This is a genomic window from Kosakonia radicincitans DSM 16656 (assembly GCF_000280495.2).
Lineage (GTDB): Bacteria > Pseudomonadota > Gammaproteobacteria > Enterobacterales > Enterobacteriaceae > Kosakonia > Kosakonia radicincitans.
Genome location: NZ_CP018016.1, coordinates 4588667 through 4605062 on the forward strand (window position 1 = coordinate 4588667; position 16396 = coordinate 4605062).

Genomic DNA, 16396 nt, shown 5'->3' on the forward strand with positions numbered 1-16396 from the left:
GGGAGAAATTATAAAAAAACTGTAATTGGCCGACTTAAATATTGACACTGACGTTTCCGACATTTGATTTGTCTGCAACGGCAGTATTTTGCTTCCCCAGGAGATGTATAAATGGAAACCATTCAGACTGGCGTAGGAACCTCCGTAGAAACACGCAGTTCATGGCGCAAAACCGACACCATGTGGATGTTGGGCCTTTACGGCACAGCCATCGGCGCAGGCGTTCTGTTTCTGCCGATTAACGCCGGTGTCGGCGGCCTGATCCCGCTCATCATCATGGCAATTCTTGCTTTCCCGATGACCTACTTCGCCCACCGTGGCCTGACCCGCTTTGTGTTGTCCGGTAAAAACCCGGGAGAAGACATTACTGAAGTGGTCGAAGAGCACTTCGGTATCGGCGCGGGTAAGTTGATTACCCTGCTTTATTTCTTCGCGATTTATCCGATCCTGCTTGTTTATAGCGTGGCGATCACCAACACCGTGGACAGCTTTATGACCCACCAGTTGGGCATGACCCCACCGCCGCGCGCGATCCTGTCGCTGATCCTTATCGTAGGTATGATGACCATCGTGCGCTTCGGCGAGCAGATGATTGTGAAAGCGATGAGCATCCTGGTATTTCCGTTCGTTATCGCTCTGATGGTGCTGGCGGTGTACCTGATTCCGCAGTGGAACGGCGCCGTGCTGGAAACCCTGTCGCTGAGCAGTGCTTCCGCCACCGGCAATGGTCTGTGGATGACGCTGTGGCTGGCCATCCCGGTGATGGTGTTCTCGTTTAACCACTCGCCGATCATCTCCTCTTTTGCCGTTGCCAAGCGTGAAGAGTACGGCGCAGAAGCCGAGCGTAAATGCTCCCGCATCCTCGCCTTCGCGCATATCATGATGGTGATGACCGTTATGTTCTTTGTGTTTAGCTGTGTGCTGAGCCTGGCACCCGCCGATCTGGCTTCGGCAAAACAGCAGAACATCTCCATTCTCTCTTATCTGGCGAACCACTTTAATGCGCCGGTTATCGCCTGGATGGCGCCGATCATTGCGATGATCGCCATCACCAAATCGTTCCTCGGCCACTACCTGGGCGCGCGTGAAGGCTTTAACGGTATGGTGATTAAGTCTCTGCGCAGCAAAGGCAAATCCATCGAAATCAACAAACTGAATAAAATTACCGCGCTGTTTATGCTGTTGACCACCTGGGCCGTTGCCACCTGGAACCCAAGCATTCTGGGGATGATCGAAACCCTGGGCGGGCCAATCATTGCGATGATTCTGTTCCTGATGCCGATGTACGCCATCGCGAAAGTACCGGCAATGCGCAAATACAGCGGCGCTATCAGCAACATCTTCGTCGTGATTATGGGTCTCATCGCCATCTCCGCGATCTTCTTCTCCCTGTTCAGTTAATCTTTTCGCGCCGTCCTGCCGGGCGGCGCATCCCCTATAGCAATGGATAATGCGTCATGATCAGCGTATTCGATATTTTTAAAATCGGTATCGGGCCGTCCAGCTCGCACACCGTGGGTCCAATGAAAGCCGGTAAACAGTTCACAGACGATCTGATTGCTCGTGGCATTTTGCGCGACGTAACCCGCGTTGTGGTGGATGTTTACGGCTCTCTCTCCCTGACCGGTAAAGGGCACCATACTGACATCGCGATTATTATGGGCCTGGCGGGGAATCTGCCGGATAGCGTCGATATTGATGCCATTCCGGGCTTTATTCAGGATGTTAATACTCATGGCCGCCTGCAACTGGCCAACGAAGCGCATGAAGTGGAGTTTCCGGTCGATCAATGCATGAATTTCCATGCGGATAACCTCTCGCTACATGAAAACGGCATGCGTATTACCGCGCTGGCAGGCGAACAGGTGCTCTACAGCCAGACCTATTACTCCATCGGCGGCGGGTTTATCGTCGATGAAGAACACTTTGGCCAGCCCACCAGCGCGCCGGTAGAAGTGCCCTACCCTTACCAAACCGCCGCCGATTTGCAGCGTCATTGCCAGGAGACCGGTTTATCGCTCTCCGGATTGATGATGAAAAACGAGCTGGCGCTGCACAGCAAAACCGAGCTGGAGCAGCATCTCGCGCGCGTGTGGGAAGTAATGCAGAGCGGCATAGAGCGCGGCATCGCAACGGAAGGGGTATTACCTGGCAAACTACGCGTTCCCCGCCGTGCCGCTGCGCTGCGCCGTATGCTGGTCAGCAGCGATAAAACCAGCACCGACCCGATGGCCGTGGTTGACTGGATCAATATGTTCGCACTGGCGGTGAATGAAGAGAACGCCGCCGGTGGGCGCGTAGTGACGGCACCGACAAACGGCGCGTGCGGGATCGTGCCGGCGGTACTGGCGTATTACGATCGCTTTATCCGCCAGGTTAACGCCAATTCACTGGCGCGCTATCTGTTGGTCGCCAGCGCCATCGGCTCGCTGTATAAGATGAATGCCTCCATTTCCGGCGCGGAAGTGGGCTGCCAGGGGGAAGTCGGCGTCGCCTGCTCCATGGCGGCGGCCGGGCTGGCAGAATTGTTGGGCGGCAGCCCGGCGCAAGTCTGTATCGCGGCGGAAATCGGTATGGAGCACAACCTCGGTCTGACCTGCGACCCGGTGGCCGGACAGGTACAGGTGCCCTGTATCGAGCGTAACGCAATCGCTTCGGTGAAAGCAGTCAATGCGGCGCGAATGGCGCTGCGTCGCACCAGTGAACCGCGCGTCTGCCTCGATAAAGTTATCGAGACAATGTATGAAACCGGGAAAGATATGAACGCCAAATACCGTGAAACCTCTCGCGGCGGGCTGGCGATGAAGATCGTTTCCTGCGACTAATCCCGCATCAGATGCCTCATTTTGCGAGGCATCTTCCTGATTATTCCCTGCTTTATAGCCTCGCCAGGCCTGCGATGATACCCTTAGCGGATGATTTCAAGGAGGGTATCTGTGGCTCATCTGCTCATTGTTGACGCACTCAATCTGATTCGCCGTATCCATGCGGTGCAAGGTTCACCCTGCGTGGATACCTGCCTGCATGCGCTGGAGCAGTTGATTATCCATAGTCAGCCAACCCATGCCGTCGCGGTTTTTGATGATGAGGCCCGTAACCAGGGCTGGCGCCATCGGTTGCTGCCGGATTACAAAGCGGGCCGCCCTCCCATGCCGGATACCCTACAGACGGAAATGCCATTACTGCGCGCGGCTTTCGAACAACGCGGGATCCGCTGTTGGGCAACGCCTGGCAACGAAGCCGACGATCTTGCTGCGACGCTGGCAGTGAAAATGGCGCAGGCCGGACAACAGGCGACGATTGTCTCAACCGACAAAGGCTACTGTCAGTTACTCTCCCCGACGATCCGCATTCGCGACTACTTTCAGAAACGCTGGCTGGATGCGCCCTTTATTGCTCAGGAGTATGGGGTTACGCCAGAGCAATTACCGGATTACTGGGGGCTGGCGGGGATCAGCAGTTCGAAAGTGCCGGGTGTGGCGGGTATTGGTCCGAAAAGCGCAACGCAGTTGCTGAGCGAATTTCCAACGCTGGAAGCACTATACGAAAACCTCGAAGCGGTACCGGAGAAGTGGCGGCAGAAACTGGAAACACACCGGGCGATGGCATTTACCTGCCGGGATGTGGCGCGGCTGCAAACCGATTTGCAACTTGATGGCAATTTACAACAGCTTCGCCTGACGCGCTGAACGCCAGCGGTATTGGTCGCTTAGCCGGTGAAGTGCTGGCAGAAACAACAATCTTCTGAACCATGATGCTCAGGCCTTTTGAACGCCAAATATCAGAATCAGCCATAAAATAATCCCCCTGGCGATTACCCCGCGGCGGCCATTTACTCTCCTTCACGTACCGCGTATTTAATATCGCATCCCACCTGTCTACTGCATCCGGGCCGTTATCGGCTCCAGCGCGAAAGAGGTGATGTGGTCGTTCGGCACGCTGATGATCAGCACCGCTTTCTATGTCCTGAACTACAACCACATTCATAAGAATCCTTATCCACTGGATAAGGCATGAGTTCAGAGAGTTATTCCATCAAAACTATCAACGTTAACGGTTGTATAAGAACGGGACCACCAGCCAGAGATTAAGAGTGATAGTGAGAAATGCAGAAACGACAAAGGCCTGAATCATTGCTGATTCAGGCCTTCTGAATAGTGGCGGAACGGACGGGACTCGAACCCGCGACCCCCTGCGTGACAGGCAGGTATTCTAACCGACTGAACTACCGCTCCACAGTGTTCCCGTCAGGGGAACGAGGCGCATATTACGTATTGCGCCTGGTGCCGTCAACGCTTTTTCTTCTGTTTCTAATCATTTGCTGCAAAAATCACCCATGCAGCAAATATTCACGCATAAGTGCCTGATTTAGCCGCGCCACAGGCAGCTTCCGCCCTTTTTCTGCACCAAATCCAGGCGCGATTCATGGGCTGCCAGCTCATCATCACTGGCTAAAACAACGCGCAGCTTACTGGCAGCGCGGACAACGCGTTGGATCCCCACTTCTCCCGTCTGAGACTGCCCTTCGCCTTCCATCGAAAATTTCATCGATGTCTGGCCGCCGGTCATCATCAGATACACATCAGCGAGGATCTGGGCATCGAGTAACGCCCCGTGCAGCGTACGTTTGCTGTTGTCGATTTCGTAACGGGAACAGAGCGCATCGAGGCTGTTGCGCTTGCCCGGAAACATTTTACGCGCCAGCGCCAGGCTATCGGTGACCTTACAGAACGTATCGGTCTTTGGGATCCCGCGATTCAGCTTGCCGAACTCATAGTCCATAAAGCCGATATCAAACGATGCGTTATGGATCACCAACTCTGCGCCGCGAATATAATCGATAAACTCATCGGCGATATCGGCGAATGTGGGTTTATCCAGCAGGAATTCATCGGCAATACCGTGAACGCCAAACGCTTCGGGATCGACCAGCCGATCGGGCTTCAGGTAGATATGATAGTTATTGCCGGTGAGTCGCCGGTTGACGACTTCTACCGCGCCGATTTCAATAATTTTGTGCCCTTCATAGTGGGCGCCGATCTGGTTCATACCGGTGGTTTCGGTATCGAGGACGATCTGTCGTGTAATTGCAGTGCTCATAGCGGCCATTTATGTCAGACTTGTCGTTTTCAACTCAGGAAGTCTACCAGAGATGCTTAAACAGGTAGAAATTTTCACCGACGGATCTTGTCTCGGTAACCCAGGTCCTGGCGGTTACGGCGCCATCTTACGCTATCGCCAGCATGAAAGAACCTTTAGCGCAGGTTACCGTCTGACGACTAACAACCGCATGGAATTGATGGCCGCTATCGTGGCGCTGGAGGCATTAAAAGAGCATTGCGAAATTGTGCTCAGCACTGACAGCCAGTATGTCCGCCAGGGGATCACCCAGTGGATCCATAACTGGAAAAAGCGCGGCTGGAAAACCGCAGAGAAAAAACCGGTGAAGAATGTTGATCTCTGGCAGCGGCTGGATGCAGCGCTCAGCCAGCATCAAATCAAATGGGAATGGGTCAAGGGCCATGCCGGGCACCCGGAAAACGAACGCTGCGATGAGCTGGCGCGAGCGGCAGCGATGAACCCGACACAGGAAGATATTGGTTATCAGCCAGAAGGTTAAGACTGGCGCGTTGCGCCAACGGCCTGACGCACTGGGGTTTTGTTACGGCTCTGCTTCATCGGATTGAGCGTCAATGGAATGGTGCGTTTGCGGGCGACGATCAACTGCATGCACCCCAGCGCAGGTAAATGCGAACTAAGCAGTTTACCGCCCTGCTTCGTCCATGGCAGCACGCGAAAACGGCTATAATGTAACACTTCGAAATTGAGCAGTGATAACCAGTCGAACTGGCGCATCAGCGTAAACATGCGGCTTTTGACGGCTGGCGAGCGGCGGACAAACGGTACGGCCTTCGCCAGCCCGAGCAGGCTAATCGGATTAAAACCGCTCATCACCAGCCAGCCGTCGTCAATCAGTACACGATCAACTTCCTGCAATAAACGATGCGGATCGGTACACCAGGAAAGCGTGTGCGCCAGCAGGCAGGCATCAACGGATTTATCCGCAAAGGGCAGATGCAGCGGATCGGCACGAACCTGCATGGGCTCGCCAGCCAGGGAAACATTCACCTGATGGGAAACAGCGCAACTTTCGGCATTGATTTCTGCGCTGAGATTGCCGATTTTAAGCAAATGAAAACCATACATTTTTGCAAACCACGGCTTGAGTTCTCCTTCCAGCGCCTCACGGTAATATGCGCCTTTGGGTAAATCATTCCAGCTTACTGGTGCTACGAATGTCTGAGGAGTCCTTGCCGGTTTCATCACCACCTTCCGCTACGCTTTAAGAGGTATTTTATGAATCTTAACAGTATTCCCGCCTTCCAGGATAACTACATCTGGGTACTGAGCAATGATAACGGCCGCTGCCTGATTGTCGATCCAGGCGAAGCCGCGCCGGTGCTGCAAACTCTTGAAGAGAAACAATGGCAGCCGGAAGCCATCTTCTTAACACATCATCATAATGACCACGTTGGCGGCGTGAAAGAACTGCGCCAGCGGTATCCCGACGTCGTGGTGTATGGGCCCGCAGAGACGCAAGATAAAGGTGCTACGCACATCGTCGCTGATGGCCAGGTCATCTCTGTTTTGGGGCATGAATTTTCTGTACTCGCCACGCCCGGTCACACTTTAGGACATATCTGTTTCTTCAGCTTTCCTTATCTATTTTGCGGTGACACGCTCTTTTCCGGCGGATGCGGCAGACTTTTTGAAGGTACGGCAACCCAGATGTATCAATCGTTTTGTAAGATAAACGACCTTCCTGATGAGACGGTCATTTGTTGCGCACACGAATACACTTTAGGGAATATGAAGTTTGCAATCAGTATCCTGCCAGAGGATCCTGCACTTAACGAATACTATCGAGAAGTGAAGGAGTTACGTGCAAAAAATCAAAAAACACTACCCGTAATTCTGAAAAACGAGCGTCGAATTAATTTATTTTTACGAACCAAAGATATTGATTTAATTGATGTAATCAGCAAAGAAACAAATTTGCAACACCCTGAAGAGCGTTTCGCATGGTTACGGGCAAAGAAAGATAACTTCTGATATTTCCTGGTTGCCTTTTCTGAGCTGCGCCGTTATTATCGCTCGTCTTTTAAGCAACTACTATTGACACACACATGAAGGCAAAAGCGATATTATTCGCCTCTGTCCTGCTCGTGGGGTGCCAGGCGTCTAAGCACGACGGCACGGTCCAACAGCACGCACAGAGCCTTTCTGCAGCTGGTCAAGGGGAAGCAGGGAAGTTTACTAGTCAGGCGCGGTGGATGGACGATGGAACATTCGCCGCCCAGGATAACAGTGACTTGTGGACCTCCATTAGCGACGAGCTAAAGATGGGAATTCCGGAAAATGCCCGGATTCGCGAACAGAAACTGAAGTATTTAAGCAATAAGAGCTATCTCCACGATGTAACTTTACGGGCAGAGCCGTATATGTACTGGATAGCAGGGCAAGTTAAAAAACGTAACATGCCCATGGAACTGGTACTACTACCCATAGTGGAGAGCGCTTTTAACCCACACGCGACGTCTGGCGCCAATGCCGCAGGCATTTGGCAGATCATTCCGAGCACTGGGCGAAATTATGGTTTAAAACAGACACGCAATTACGATGCGCGTCGTGACATTGTGGCGTCTACAACAGCCGCACTCGACATGATGCAGCGTCTGAATCGTATGTTCGACGGCGACTGGTTACTGACCGTAGCCGCCTACAACAGCGGTGAAGGGCGTGTACTGAAGGCGATAAAAGCGAACAAAGCGCGTGGTAAATCCACTGATTTTTGGTCGCTCTCACTGCCGCAGGAAACCAAAATTTACGTGCCGAAAATGCTGGCATTGAGCGATATTCTCAAGAACAGCAAGCGTTATGGCGTTAATTTGCCAACGCCGGACGAAAGTCGCGCCCTGGCGCGAGTCAGATTGAGCAGCCCGGTTGAAGTTGCTCAGTTGGCGGAAATGGCTGGCATCTCGGTAAACAAGCTGAAAACGTTTAACGCAGGCGTTAAAGGTTCAACGCTCGGTTCCGTTGGGCCGCAGTACGTGATGGTACCGAAGAAACACGCCGATCAACTGCGTGAATCTCTGGCCTCCGGCGAAATCGCCGCTGTACAGCCAACCCTGGTGGCGGATAACACCCCGCTGACCAGTCGTAGCTACAAAGTTCGTTCAGGCGACACGCTTTCAGCGATTGCCTCACGCCTCGGCGTGACCACGAAGGATCTCCAGCAGTGGAATAATCTTCGCGGCGCAAACCTGAAAATCGGTCAGAACCTGACGGTTGGCGCAGGCAGCAGTGCGCAGCGTCTTGCCCGCAATAGCGACAGCATTACGTATCGCGTGCGCAAAGGTGATTCGCTATCGAGTATCGCAAAACGTCACGGCGTTAACATCCAGGATGTGATGCGCTGGAACAACGATACGGATAATTTGCAGCCAGGCGATCAATTGACGCTCTTTGTGAAAAACAGCGCCACGCCGGATTCCTGATTTAAGCCCATTAAAAAAGCACCGTTCCCCGCGGTGCTTTTTTTTGCCTTTTTCGCGGTGTCACTTCCCGGCTTTGCCAGGACTAAACTCCACCAGCAGTGGGTTATGATCCGACGCGCGGGTCACCAGGACTGAAGCTTCCTCCACGTTTAACCCGCGATAAAAGATAAAATCGAGCGGTCGACCAAAGGCACGCCGGCGATTGTCGTCGGTAAAGCGCACCTGCCGCAGAGACATATCCCGGGTGAAGCGGTACAGAGCATTCATGCGTGGACGGCTCCAGGCATTAAAATCGCCAGCCATGATCACCGGCCCGTTATGGCGCAATATCTGATCGCCAATCGGCAGTAATTGCTTGCTGTAAACGTCCACGCCAAGACTGAAATTCACTGCATGCACATTCACGACCATCAGATTGCGTAAATCAGGCAACGGATAAACCGTTACTAATGCCGATTTTGCCAGCCGCAAGATCGGCTCACGTTCACGTAACGGACAGCAATAAACCGGATGCGCCGAGGAAAGTGTCATTACTCCCGAGGGGTGCTGCGGTAAAACAAAGGCGGGAACCTGGTCAGCAGCAAGATAGTTAGTGGTCGCAAACCGGACCAGTTCCGGCGTGGTTTGCGCTTCCTGCAGTAAAACCAGATGCGCATCTTTACCAAAATTTTGCAGTACCGACAGCCACTCCGCGCGCTGCTGCTTGAAAATATTCCACACCAGAACGCGAATTTTTTCGTCGCTGCTTAGCGGAACGCCTGCGGGCAGCGCCTTGCCAATACTCGCGAAAGACCCCGGCGGTAAGATTCGCTCCGCGGGTTGTCCGGCAACATATCGCATGGCATAGGTATTTTTTGGCACTTTCGGCTTCAAACCTCTTTGATGTCCGCCCCAACATCGGGTGGTCATTCAGTTATAGGGATTTTAACACCGAGTTTCAACGTTCAATCACCAGAAAAACACCCTGTGCTGGTGAGTAAGTACTTAGTGACGTCACTAATGAATAGCCGTCGTGGCACCCTCTCTGACAACATGGTTAAATAACTTATGGATGAAAAATATCGTTGAAATGTTGCTACAGAGGCAATAATGAAAACCACTTCAGAAGAACTCGCGATTTTTGTTGCCGTTGTTGAAAGCGGCAGCTTCAGCCGGGCAGCGGAACGCCTGGGACAAGCCAATTCGGCCATCAGCCGCGCTGTGAAGAAGCTGGAAAATAAGCTTGGGGTTAATTTGCTTAATCGCACCACGCGCCAGCTCAGCCTGACCGAAGAAGGCGAGCGCTACTTTCGGCGCGTACAAAGCGTCTTGCAGGAGATGGCGGCAGCAGAAACCGAGATCATGGAGACCAACTCCACGCCCAGCGGTACGTTACGCATCGACGCCGCAACCCCTGTGGTGCTGCATTTTTTGATGCCGTTGATAAAACCGTTTCGCGAGCGCTATCCGGAAATTAAACTGTCACTGGTCTCCAGTGAAACCTTTATCAACCTGATCGAACGTAAAGTGGATGTTGCGATCCGCGTAGGTAAACTGACCGATTCCAGCCTGCGCGCCCGTCCGCTGTTTAAAAGCTATCGCAAAATTATCGCTTCGCCGGAATATATTGCTCGCTACGGAAAACCGGAAACAGTGGAAGAGTTAAGCAACCACGTCTGCCTTGGTTTTACCGAACCGGTTTCGCTTAACGTCTGGCCCATTGCTGCTGCCGATGGACAACTGTATGAAGTGACACCAGATATTGCGTCGAACAGCGGTGAAACGCTGAAACATCTGTGCCTGAGCGGAAATGGCATTGCCAGCCTGTCGGACTATATGATCGACAAAGAACTGGCGAGTGGGGAACTGGTTGATTTGCTGGCGGATAAGCGTCTGCCGGTGGAAATGCCTTTCAGCGCCGTTTACTACAGCGACCGGGCAGTGAGCACCCGCATCCGCGCTTTTATTGATTTTGTCAGCGAGCATTTACCGCCGACAGTAGAGAAATAACAACGGGAGCGCAGGCTCCCGTTATTCCATCGCTTAATCCCAGTTTGGCGCAAGCCCTTCCGGGCTGACCAGGCGGTCATTGCAATCCAACCCGGCAATTGCCGCTTTATCTGCTGCATCCAGTTTAAGTGTCTGCGACTGTAGGTTGCTGGCAAGGTTTTCACGCTTAGTGGAAGACGGGATCACCGCATAACCTTCACCCATCGCCCAGGCCAGGATAACCTGTGCCGGCGTAGCGTTATGTTTCTGCGCGATGCGGCCAATCACTTCATCTTTCAGCGCCTTACCATAAGCCAGTGTCATGTAAGAGGTGATGTGAATACCGTGCTGTTTCGCCCAGTCGACCACTTTGCGGTTTTGCAGATACGGCGAGAGTTCAATCTGGTTGGTCGCGATATTCTCTGCTCCCACCGCCGCAATCGCTTCTTCCATCAATGGGATGGTGAAGTTAGATACGCCAATCTGACGAGTCAGGCCCTGCGCTTTTGCCTTCATCAACTCCTGCATAGAGACTGCAACCGGTACTTCTGCCCCAGGAGATGGCCAGTGGATCAGCGTCAGATCAACATAATCGGTGCCCAGTTTCTTCAGGCTCTCTTTCAGGCTTGGGATCAGCTTTGCCTCACCCAGATTTTCCGTCCAGATCTTGGTGGTGATAAACAGTTCTTCACGTGCCACACCGCTTTCAGCAAGTGCTTTACCAATCGCTTCCTCATTACCGTAAATCTGTGCGGTATCAATCACGCGATAACCCAGTTCAAGGGCATTTTTTACCGAAGCGATCACCGCTTCATCCGTTAAACGGAAGGTACCCAGACCAAATGCAGGGATAGACATAAAAATTCCTCTTTCGTCGCTTACTAAGTCAGTGCGCAGATTATTACCAGGCGCCGGATAAGGAAAAAGAGCATAAAAAGCAGAGGATTTTTGCCTGAGAAGCAATAGTTCAGCGGGAACATGCGCACCGAGTGACTTGCATTTTGATAGTCACTATGTCACCGTGAGCACAATGACACAGCAAATTTCCAGGCCAGATAATGAAAAATGAACCGCTTTGCACTGCTCCCTGCCCCATCGCCCGCAGCCTGGGACGTATTGGTGATAGCTGGAGCATGATAATCCTGCGCGACGCGTTTGCCGGTTTCACGCGCTTTGATGAGTTCCAGAAAAGCACCAACATTGCTCCGAATATTCTCTCTCGCCGTCTGAAAGAACTGGTGGATGACGGATTACTGGAAAAGGTGAGCTATAGCAGCACGCCACCTCGTTACGAATACCATTTGACGCAGCTCGGGCGCGACTTCCGCCCGGTGATCCTTGCGCTGGCTGAATGGGGAAATCGCCACTTCTCCCCGGAAGGCGCACAAATTCAGTTGGTTGAACGAGAAACACAGCGCCCGGTCCAGGCAATCCTGGTAGATAAAGAGACCGGTGAGCCAATCACACCGGAGAAATACACCCTGGTTCCAGGCCCTGCGGCATCGCCGATGATCCACTACCGCCATGACTATCTGCAACGAAAACGGGCAGGCGATAACACGCAGAAATTCGTACCGCAACACTATGCGAGCCGCGATCATGACGCTGAATAAAAAGAAAAAAACGCTGGTGCTGATAGCGCTGATGGCTGGATTGTTGGCGGGTGCAAGTTACGGCGTTTACTGGTGGCAAAGCGGGCGTTTTATTCAGTCGACTGATGATGCTTATGTCGGCGGCGATATCAGCGCCATTTCCAGTAAAGTTTCCGGCTATATCCAGCAGATCGCGGTACAGGACAATATGTCAGTGAAGCGAGGCGATCTGTTAATCCGTCTTGATGATCGCGACTACCAGGCCGCCGTTGAACAAGCCATCGGTGAGGTTGCCGCCCAGCAGGCCGCTCTTGCCGACATTGACGCCACCCGACAATTGCAACTGGCTACCATTGAAGGTTCGGCAGCTTCTCTGACGGCAGCCAGAGCCGTTACGGAAAAGTCCGCAAACGACAATCGCCGCTATAACGCGCTGGTGATGTCCAGTGCCGTTTCCGCCCAGGTGAGGGAAAATGCCTCTGCGGATTATCGTCGCGCCCGTGCAGAAGAGAGCAAAGCGCAGGCGGATACGACGGTCGCCGAACGCCAGTTATTAGTGCTGAATGCCAAAGAAAAACAGACGCAAGCCGCGCTGGTACAAGCACAAGCCAGCCTTGCAATGGCGCGATTAAATCTCAGTTATACCGAAATTCGGGCACCGTTTGATGGCGTGATCGGTAACCGTCGTGCGTGGTCCGGCTCCTTCGTCAACAGCGGAACGCAATTGCTTTCGCTGGTTCCCGCTGACGGTTTATGGATTGATGCAAATTTTAAAGAGAGCCAGTTAGCGCATATGCGTCCAGGGCAAAGCGCCACGATCGTAGCCGATGTTTTGCCGGGTCATACTTTCCATGGCCATGTTGCCAGCGTTTCACCGGCAACCGGCTCGCGGTTTAGCATTCTCCCGGCAGAAAATGCTACCGGAAATTTCACCAAAATCGTTCAGCGCGTCCCCGTACGTATCGCGCTGGAAGGTGATGCGGCAAAACTTGATGTATTGCGTCCGGGGCTTTCTGTCGTCGTCACTGTTGATGAAAAGAGCTCGCGATGAGCAGCACTGGCGCAGTACCGCTGCCACAAGGCGTTTCAGTGCCGGTCAGTCAGAAAGTGTTTGCCTTCGCCACCATGTGCGTGGGCATGTTCATTGCGCTTATTGATATTCAGATTGTTTCAGCTTCATTGCGGGACATTGGCGGCGGGCTTTCTGCTGGTGACGATGAAACGGTGTGGGTGCAGACCAGTTACCTAATCGCAGAAATCATCATTATTCCTCTCTCCGGCTGGCTGGCGCGGGTTATGTCAACACGCTGGCTGTTTGCCGCTTCTGCGGCCGGTTTCACCGTGATGAGCCTGCTGTGCGGCTGGGCATGGAATATTCAAAGCATGATCGCTTTCCGCGCCTTGCAAGGCCTGGCGGGTGGTTCAATGATCCCACTGGTTTTCACGACAGCGTTTGCTTTTTTCCAGGGAAAACAACGTGTCATCGCAGCGGCAACGATCGGCGGCCTGGCATCGCTGGCACCGACTCTTGGCCCAACGGTCGGTGGGTGGATAACCGAAAATTTTAACTGGCACTGGCTTTTTTTTATCAACATTCTGCCCGGAATTTACATCACCATTGCGGTTCCGCTGTTAGTAAAAATCGATACGCCTGACCCTTCGCTTCTGCGCGGAGCTGATTACCTGAGCATTATTCTACTCGCCGTTTCACTGGGTTGCCTGGAGTACACACTCGAGGAAGGGCCACGCTGGGGTTGGTTTGATGATACAACGCTGGCGACTACCGGCTGGATAGCGTTGCTGTGCGGTATTGCTTTTATTGTGCGTACCCTCCGTCATGCGCAACCGGTGATGGATCTTCGGGCTTTGCAGGACAGAACCTTTACGCTGGGCTGCTATTTCTCGTTTATGGCAGGAGTCGGCATCTTTGCTACGATCTACCTGACTCCGCTGTTTCTTGGGACGGTTCGCGGTTACAGCGCGCTGGAAATCGGTCTGGCGGTTTTTTCTACTGGTCTGTTCCAGGTGCTCTCGATACCGTTTTATGCCTGGCTGGCCAACCGTGTCGATTTACGCTGGCTGTTAATGGTGGGGTTGCTGGGTTTTGCGGTTTCGATGTACAGCTTTATTCCTCTCACCCATGAATGGGGAGCGCAGGAACTGCTGTTGCCGCAGGCATTTCGCGGGCTGGCGCAGCAGTTTGCCGTCGCACCAACGGTCACACTTACGTTGGGTAGTCTGCCGCCCACACGCCTGAAACTGGCATCCGGGCTGTTTAATTTGATGCGCAACCTCGGTGGCGCCATTGGTATCGCCCTGTGCGGTACAGTGATCAATGACCGAACCAATTTTCACTATAGCCGCCTTGCCGATCATCTCAATAACGCCAGCCTTCCAGTGACGGATTTCATTCAAAACAGTACCAACCAGTTGATGAGCCAGGGAGTTTCGCCGGAAATAGCCAACAGTGCCGCCCTGAAAAACCTTTCGGCATTAGCGATGAGGGAGGCGCGGACACAGGCTTTCTCGGATGCATTCTGGTTAATTATGCTGGGTTTTTTGATTGCTGCGTTGCTTGTTCCATTTATGAAAAAGCCGCAGACACCATGATAGTTCAGGAGAAAGAGTTATGAGCGTTCCAACAAAACGCGTCGTCGTGACAGGAATGGGGATCGTCAGCCCGCTCGGCTGCGGAGTGTCACATGTCTGGCAAGCATTATTGCAGGGAAAATCCGGGATCTCCCGTCTTGATGAGGAGATCGTTGAAGATATTGCCTGTAAAGTTGCGGGACAGGTTCCTTCCATTGAAGACGATCCGTTACATGGATTCGATCCCTCAGTAGCGATCCCATCGAAGGAACGGAAAAAAATGGATCGTTTTATCGAATTTGCGATGGTGGCTGCGCAGGAAGCGCTCTCTCAGGCAGGTTGGTTTCCAGAAGATCCAGCTGAAAGAGAGCGCACCGCAACAGTGATCGCTACCGGTATTGGCGGTTTCAATGAGATAGCTAATGCCGTACGCACTACTGATACTCGCGGGCCGCGCCGTCTTTCCCCCTTTACCATCCCTTCCTTTCTCGCCAACCTGGCTGCTGGTCACGTTTCTATTGCCCACGGTTTTCGAGGTCCGATTGGCGCGCCTGTTACTGCCTGCGCAGCAGGAGCTCAGGCAATTGGCGATGCAGCACGAATGATTCGCGCCGGTGAAGCGGATATTGCACTGTGCGGTGGAAGCGAGGCCGCGATCCATCGGGTCAGTCTTGGCGGTTTTGCTGCAGCAAAAGCATTATCCAGCAATTTTAATGATCATCCCGAGGCGGCATCACGGCCTTTTGACCGCGATCGTGACGGTTTTGTGATGGGAGAAGGTGCAGGTCTCATCGTTATTGAATCGCTGGAGCACGCTCTGGCGCGGGGCGCTACGCCGCTGGCGGAATTGGTCGGATATGGTACCAGTGCCGATGCGCATCATCTTACTGCGGGGCCAGAAGATGGTAACGGCGCGCGTCGGGCGATGGAGGCGGCGATTAAGCAGGCAGGTATTAGCTCAGCAGATATTCAGCATATTAATGCTCATGCCACATCAACACAGGTTGGAGATAAAGGAGAACTGGCCGCGATTAAGAGCGTGTTTGGAACACATCGGGTAGCCGTTACTTCAACGAAATCAGCGACCGGCCACTTGCTCGGAGCGGCGGGAGGAATTGAAGCCATCTTCACCATTCAGGCATTGCGTGAGCAGGTTGTTCCACCAACGTTGAATCTGCATCACCCGGATGCTGATGCCGAGGGGCTCCATCTGGTTGCGCTTACCACGCAGCCTCAGCGCATGCACTATGCGTTATCGAATGGGTTTGGTTTTGGTGGCGTAAATGCCAGCTTACTGCTGAAACGCTGGGAATAACATAAAGGGCGTGATTGCCCTTTTTACGCGATCAACAGACGAAAAAAAACCGTATCTCTTATGAGATACGGTTCTAAATAAGTGGCGGAACGGACGGGACTCGAACCCGCGACCCCCTGCGTGACAGGCAGGTATTCTAACCGACTGAACTACCGCTCCACCGAATTTCTTTACAACCACCGGTTTGTTGCCCCGGTCTGACCTGCTTAATTTGATGCCTGGCAGTTCCCTACTCTCGCATGGGGAGACCCCACACTACCATCGGCGCTACGGCGTTTCACTTCTGAGTTCGGCATGGGGTCAGGTGGGACCACCGCGCTAGTGCCGCCAGGCAAATTCTGTTCACCGCCATGCCTCAGCGGCACACCGGTTTA

15 protein-coding genes, 2 tRNA genes, 1 rRNA gene and 1 pseudogene are annotated in these 16396 nt (G+C 53.2%); 12 read left to right on the top strand and 7 right to left on the bottom strand.

Annotation, left to right across the window (positions count from 1 at the left end):
• Positions 1 to 111: 111 nt before the first annotated feature.
• The 4 genes and pseudogenes from Y71_RS22055 to Y71_RS22070 form a co-directional block, all read left to right on the top strand.
• Positions 112 to 1401, top strand: a complete 1290-nt coding sequence (locus tag Y71_RS22055) for an HAAAP family serine/threonine permease (protein WP_007373273.1) — start codon at positions 112 to 114, stop codon at positions 1399 to 1401.
• Between the two features lie 56 nt (positions 1402 to 1457).
• Positions 1458 to 2825, top strand: a complete 1368-nt coding sequence (locus tag Y71_RS22060; RefSeq protein ID WP_007373272.1) for an L-serine ammonia-lyase — start codon at positions 1458 to 1460, stop codon at positions 2823 to 2825.
• Positions 2826 to 2915: 90 nt separating this feature from the next.
• Entirely contained in the window at positions 2916 to 3689 is a 774-nt protein-coding gene (gene xni / locus Y71_RS22065; RefSeq protein ID WP_035889496.1) for a flap endonuclease Xni, read from the top strand.
• A gap of 187 nt (positions 3690 to 3876) precedes the next feature.
• Positions 3877 to 4017, top strand: a pseudogene (locus tag Y71_RS22070) (arginine/agmatine antiporter); the annotation flags it as partial.
• A 141-nt stretch (positions 4018 to 4158) separates the two neighbouring features.
• On the opposite strand, the gene Y71_RS22075 reads toward Y71_RS22070, so the two are convergent.
• Together Y71_RS22075 and dnaQ are read right to left on the bottom strand one after the other, a co-directional pair.
• Positions 4159 to 4235: transfer RNA gene (locus Y71_RS22075), tRNA-Asp, on the bottom strand.
• 133 nt (positions 4236 to 4368) lie between these two features.
• Positions 4369 to 5100, bottom strand: a complete 732-nt coding sequence (gene dnaQ / locus Y71_RS22080) for a DNA polymerase III subunit epsilon (protein WP_090397556.1) — start codon at positions 5098 to 5100, stop codon at positions 4369 to 4371.
• A gap of 52 nt (positions 5101 to 5152) precedes the next feature.
• Between dnaQ and rnhA the strand changes: the two genes are divergently transcribed.
• Positions 5153 to 5620, top strand: a complete 468-nt coding sequence (gene rnhA, locus Y71_RS22085) for a ribonuclease HI (protein WP_007373269.1) — start codon at positions 5153 to 5155, stop codon at positions 5618 to 5620.
• On the opposite strand, the gene Y71_RS22090 is transcribed toward rnhA, so the two are convergent.
• Positions 5617 to 6324, bottom strand: a complete 708-nt coding sequence (locus tag Y71_RS22090; RefSeq protein ID WP_007373268.1) for a class I SAM-dependent methyltransferase — start codon at positions 6322 to 6324, stop codon at positions 5617 to 5619. The genes rnhA and Y71_RS22090 overlap by 4 nt on opposite strands.
• A 33-nt stretch (positions 6325 to 6357) precedes the next feature.
• On the opposite strand from Y71_RS22090, the gene gloB reads away from it, so the two are divergent.
• Positions 6358 to 7113 carry a hydroxyacylglutathione hydrolase gene (gloB, locus tag Y71_RS22095; protein WP_007373267.1) on the top strand — a complete coding sequence of 252 codons (756 nt, stop codon included), beginning with the start codon at positions 6358 to 6360 and terminating at the stop codon, positions 7111 to 7113.
• Positions 7114 to 7187: 74 nt separating this feature from the next.
• Complete coding sequence (gene mltD, locus Y71_RS22100) at positions 7188 to 8558, top strand: murein transglycosylase D (RefSeq protein WP_035889501.1); 1371 nt, start codon at positions 7188 to 7190, stop codon at positions 8556 to 8558.
• A 60-nt stretch (positions 8559 to 8618) separates the two neighbouring features.
• Here mltD and Y71_RS22105 read toward each other — a convergent pair whose 3' ends face one another.
• Positions 8619 to 9419 carry an endonuclease/exonuclease/phosphatase family protein gene (locus Y71_RS22105; RefSeq protein WP_035889512.1) on the bottom strand — a complete coding sequence of 267 codons (801 nt, stop codon included), beginning with the start codon at positions 9417 to 9419 and terminating at the stop codon, positions 8619 to 8621.
• A gap of 228 nt (positions 9420 to 9647) precedes the next feature.
• On the opposite strand from Y71_RS22105, the gene yafC reads away from it, so the two are divergent.
• Positions 9648 to 10547, top strand: a complete 900-nt coding sequence (yafC, locus tag Y71_RS22110; protein WP_007373264.1) for a DNA-binding transcriptional regulator YafC — start codon at positions 9648 to 9650, stop codon at positions 10545 to 10547.
• A gap of 33 nt (positions 10548 to 10580) precedes the next feature.
• Here yafC and dkgB read toward each other — a convergent pair whose 3' ends face one another.
• Positions 10581 to 11384, bottom strand: a complete 804-nt coding sequence (gene dkgB, locus Y71_RS22115; RefSeq protein WP_007373263.1) for a 2,5-didehydrogluconate reductase DkgB — start codon at positions 11382 to 11384, stop codon at positions 10581 to 10583.
• Positions 11385 to 11584: 200 nt separating this feature from the next.
• Between dkgB and Y71_RS22120 the strand changes: the two genes are divergently transcribed.
• Genes Y71_RS22120 through fabF form a run of 4 tightly spaced genes read left to right on the top strand, consistent with a single transcriptional unit; the run spans position 11585 to position 16022 of the window.
• Positions 11585 to 12139, top strand: coding sequence for a winged helix-turn-helix transcriptional regulator (locus tag Y71_RS22120; protein ID WP_007373262.1), 555 nt, complete (start codon positions 11585 to 11587; stop codon positions 12137 to 12139).
• On the top strand, positions 12126 to 13169 hold the full coding sequence (locus Y71_RS22125; RefSeq protein WP_007373261.1) for an HlyD family secretion protein: 1044 nt from the start codon (positions 12126 to 12128) through the stop codon (positions 13167 to 13169). The genes Y71_RS22120 and Y71_RS22125 overlap by 14 nt, the downstream gene beginning before the upstream one ends.
• Entirely contained in the window at positions 13166 to 14728 is a 1563-nt protein-coding gene (locus Y71_RS22130; RefSeq protein WP_007373260.1) for a DHA2 family efflux MFS transporter permease subunit, read from the top strand. The genes Y71_RS22125 and Y71_RS22130 overlap by 4 nt, the downstream gene beginning before the upstream one ends.
• Before the next feature lie 19 nt (positions 14729 to 14747).
• A complete protein-coding gene (gene fabF, locus Y71_RS22135; RefSeq protein ID WP_007373259.1) occupies positions 14748 to 16022 on the top strand; it encodes a beta-ketoacyl-ACP synthase II in 1275 nt (424 codons plus the stop codon).
• Between the two features lie 82 nt (positions 16023 to 16104).
• Here the strand turns inward: fabF and Y71_RS22140 are convergent.
• Together Y71_RS22140 and rrf are read right to left on the bottom strand one after the other, a co-directional pair.
• Positions 16105 to 16181: transfer RNA gene (locus tag Y71_RS22140), tRNA-Asp, on the bottom strand.
• A 57-nt stretch (positions 16182 to 16238) separates the two neighbouring features.
• Positions 16239 to 16354 (bottom strand): 5S ribosomal RNA (rrf, locus tag Y71_RS22145).
• Positions 16355 to 16396: the final 42 nt, after the last annotated feature.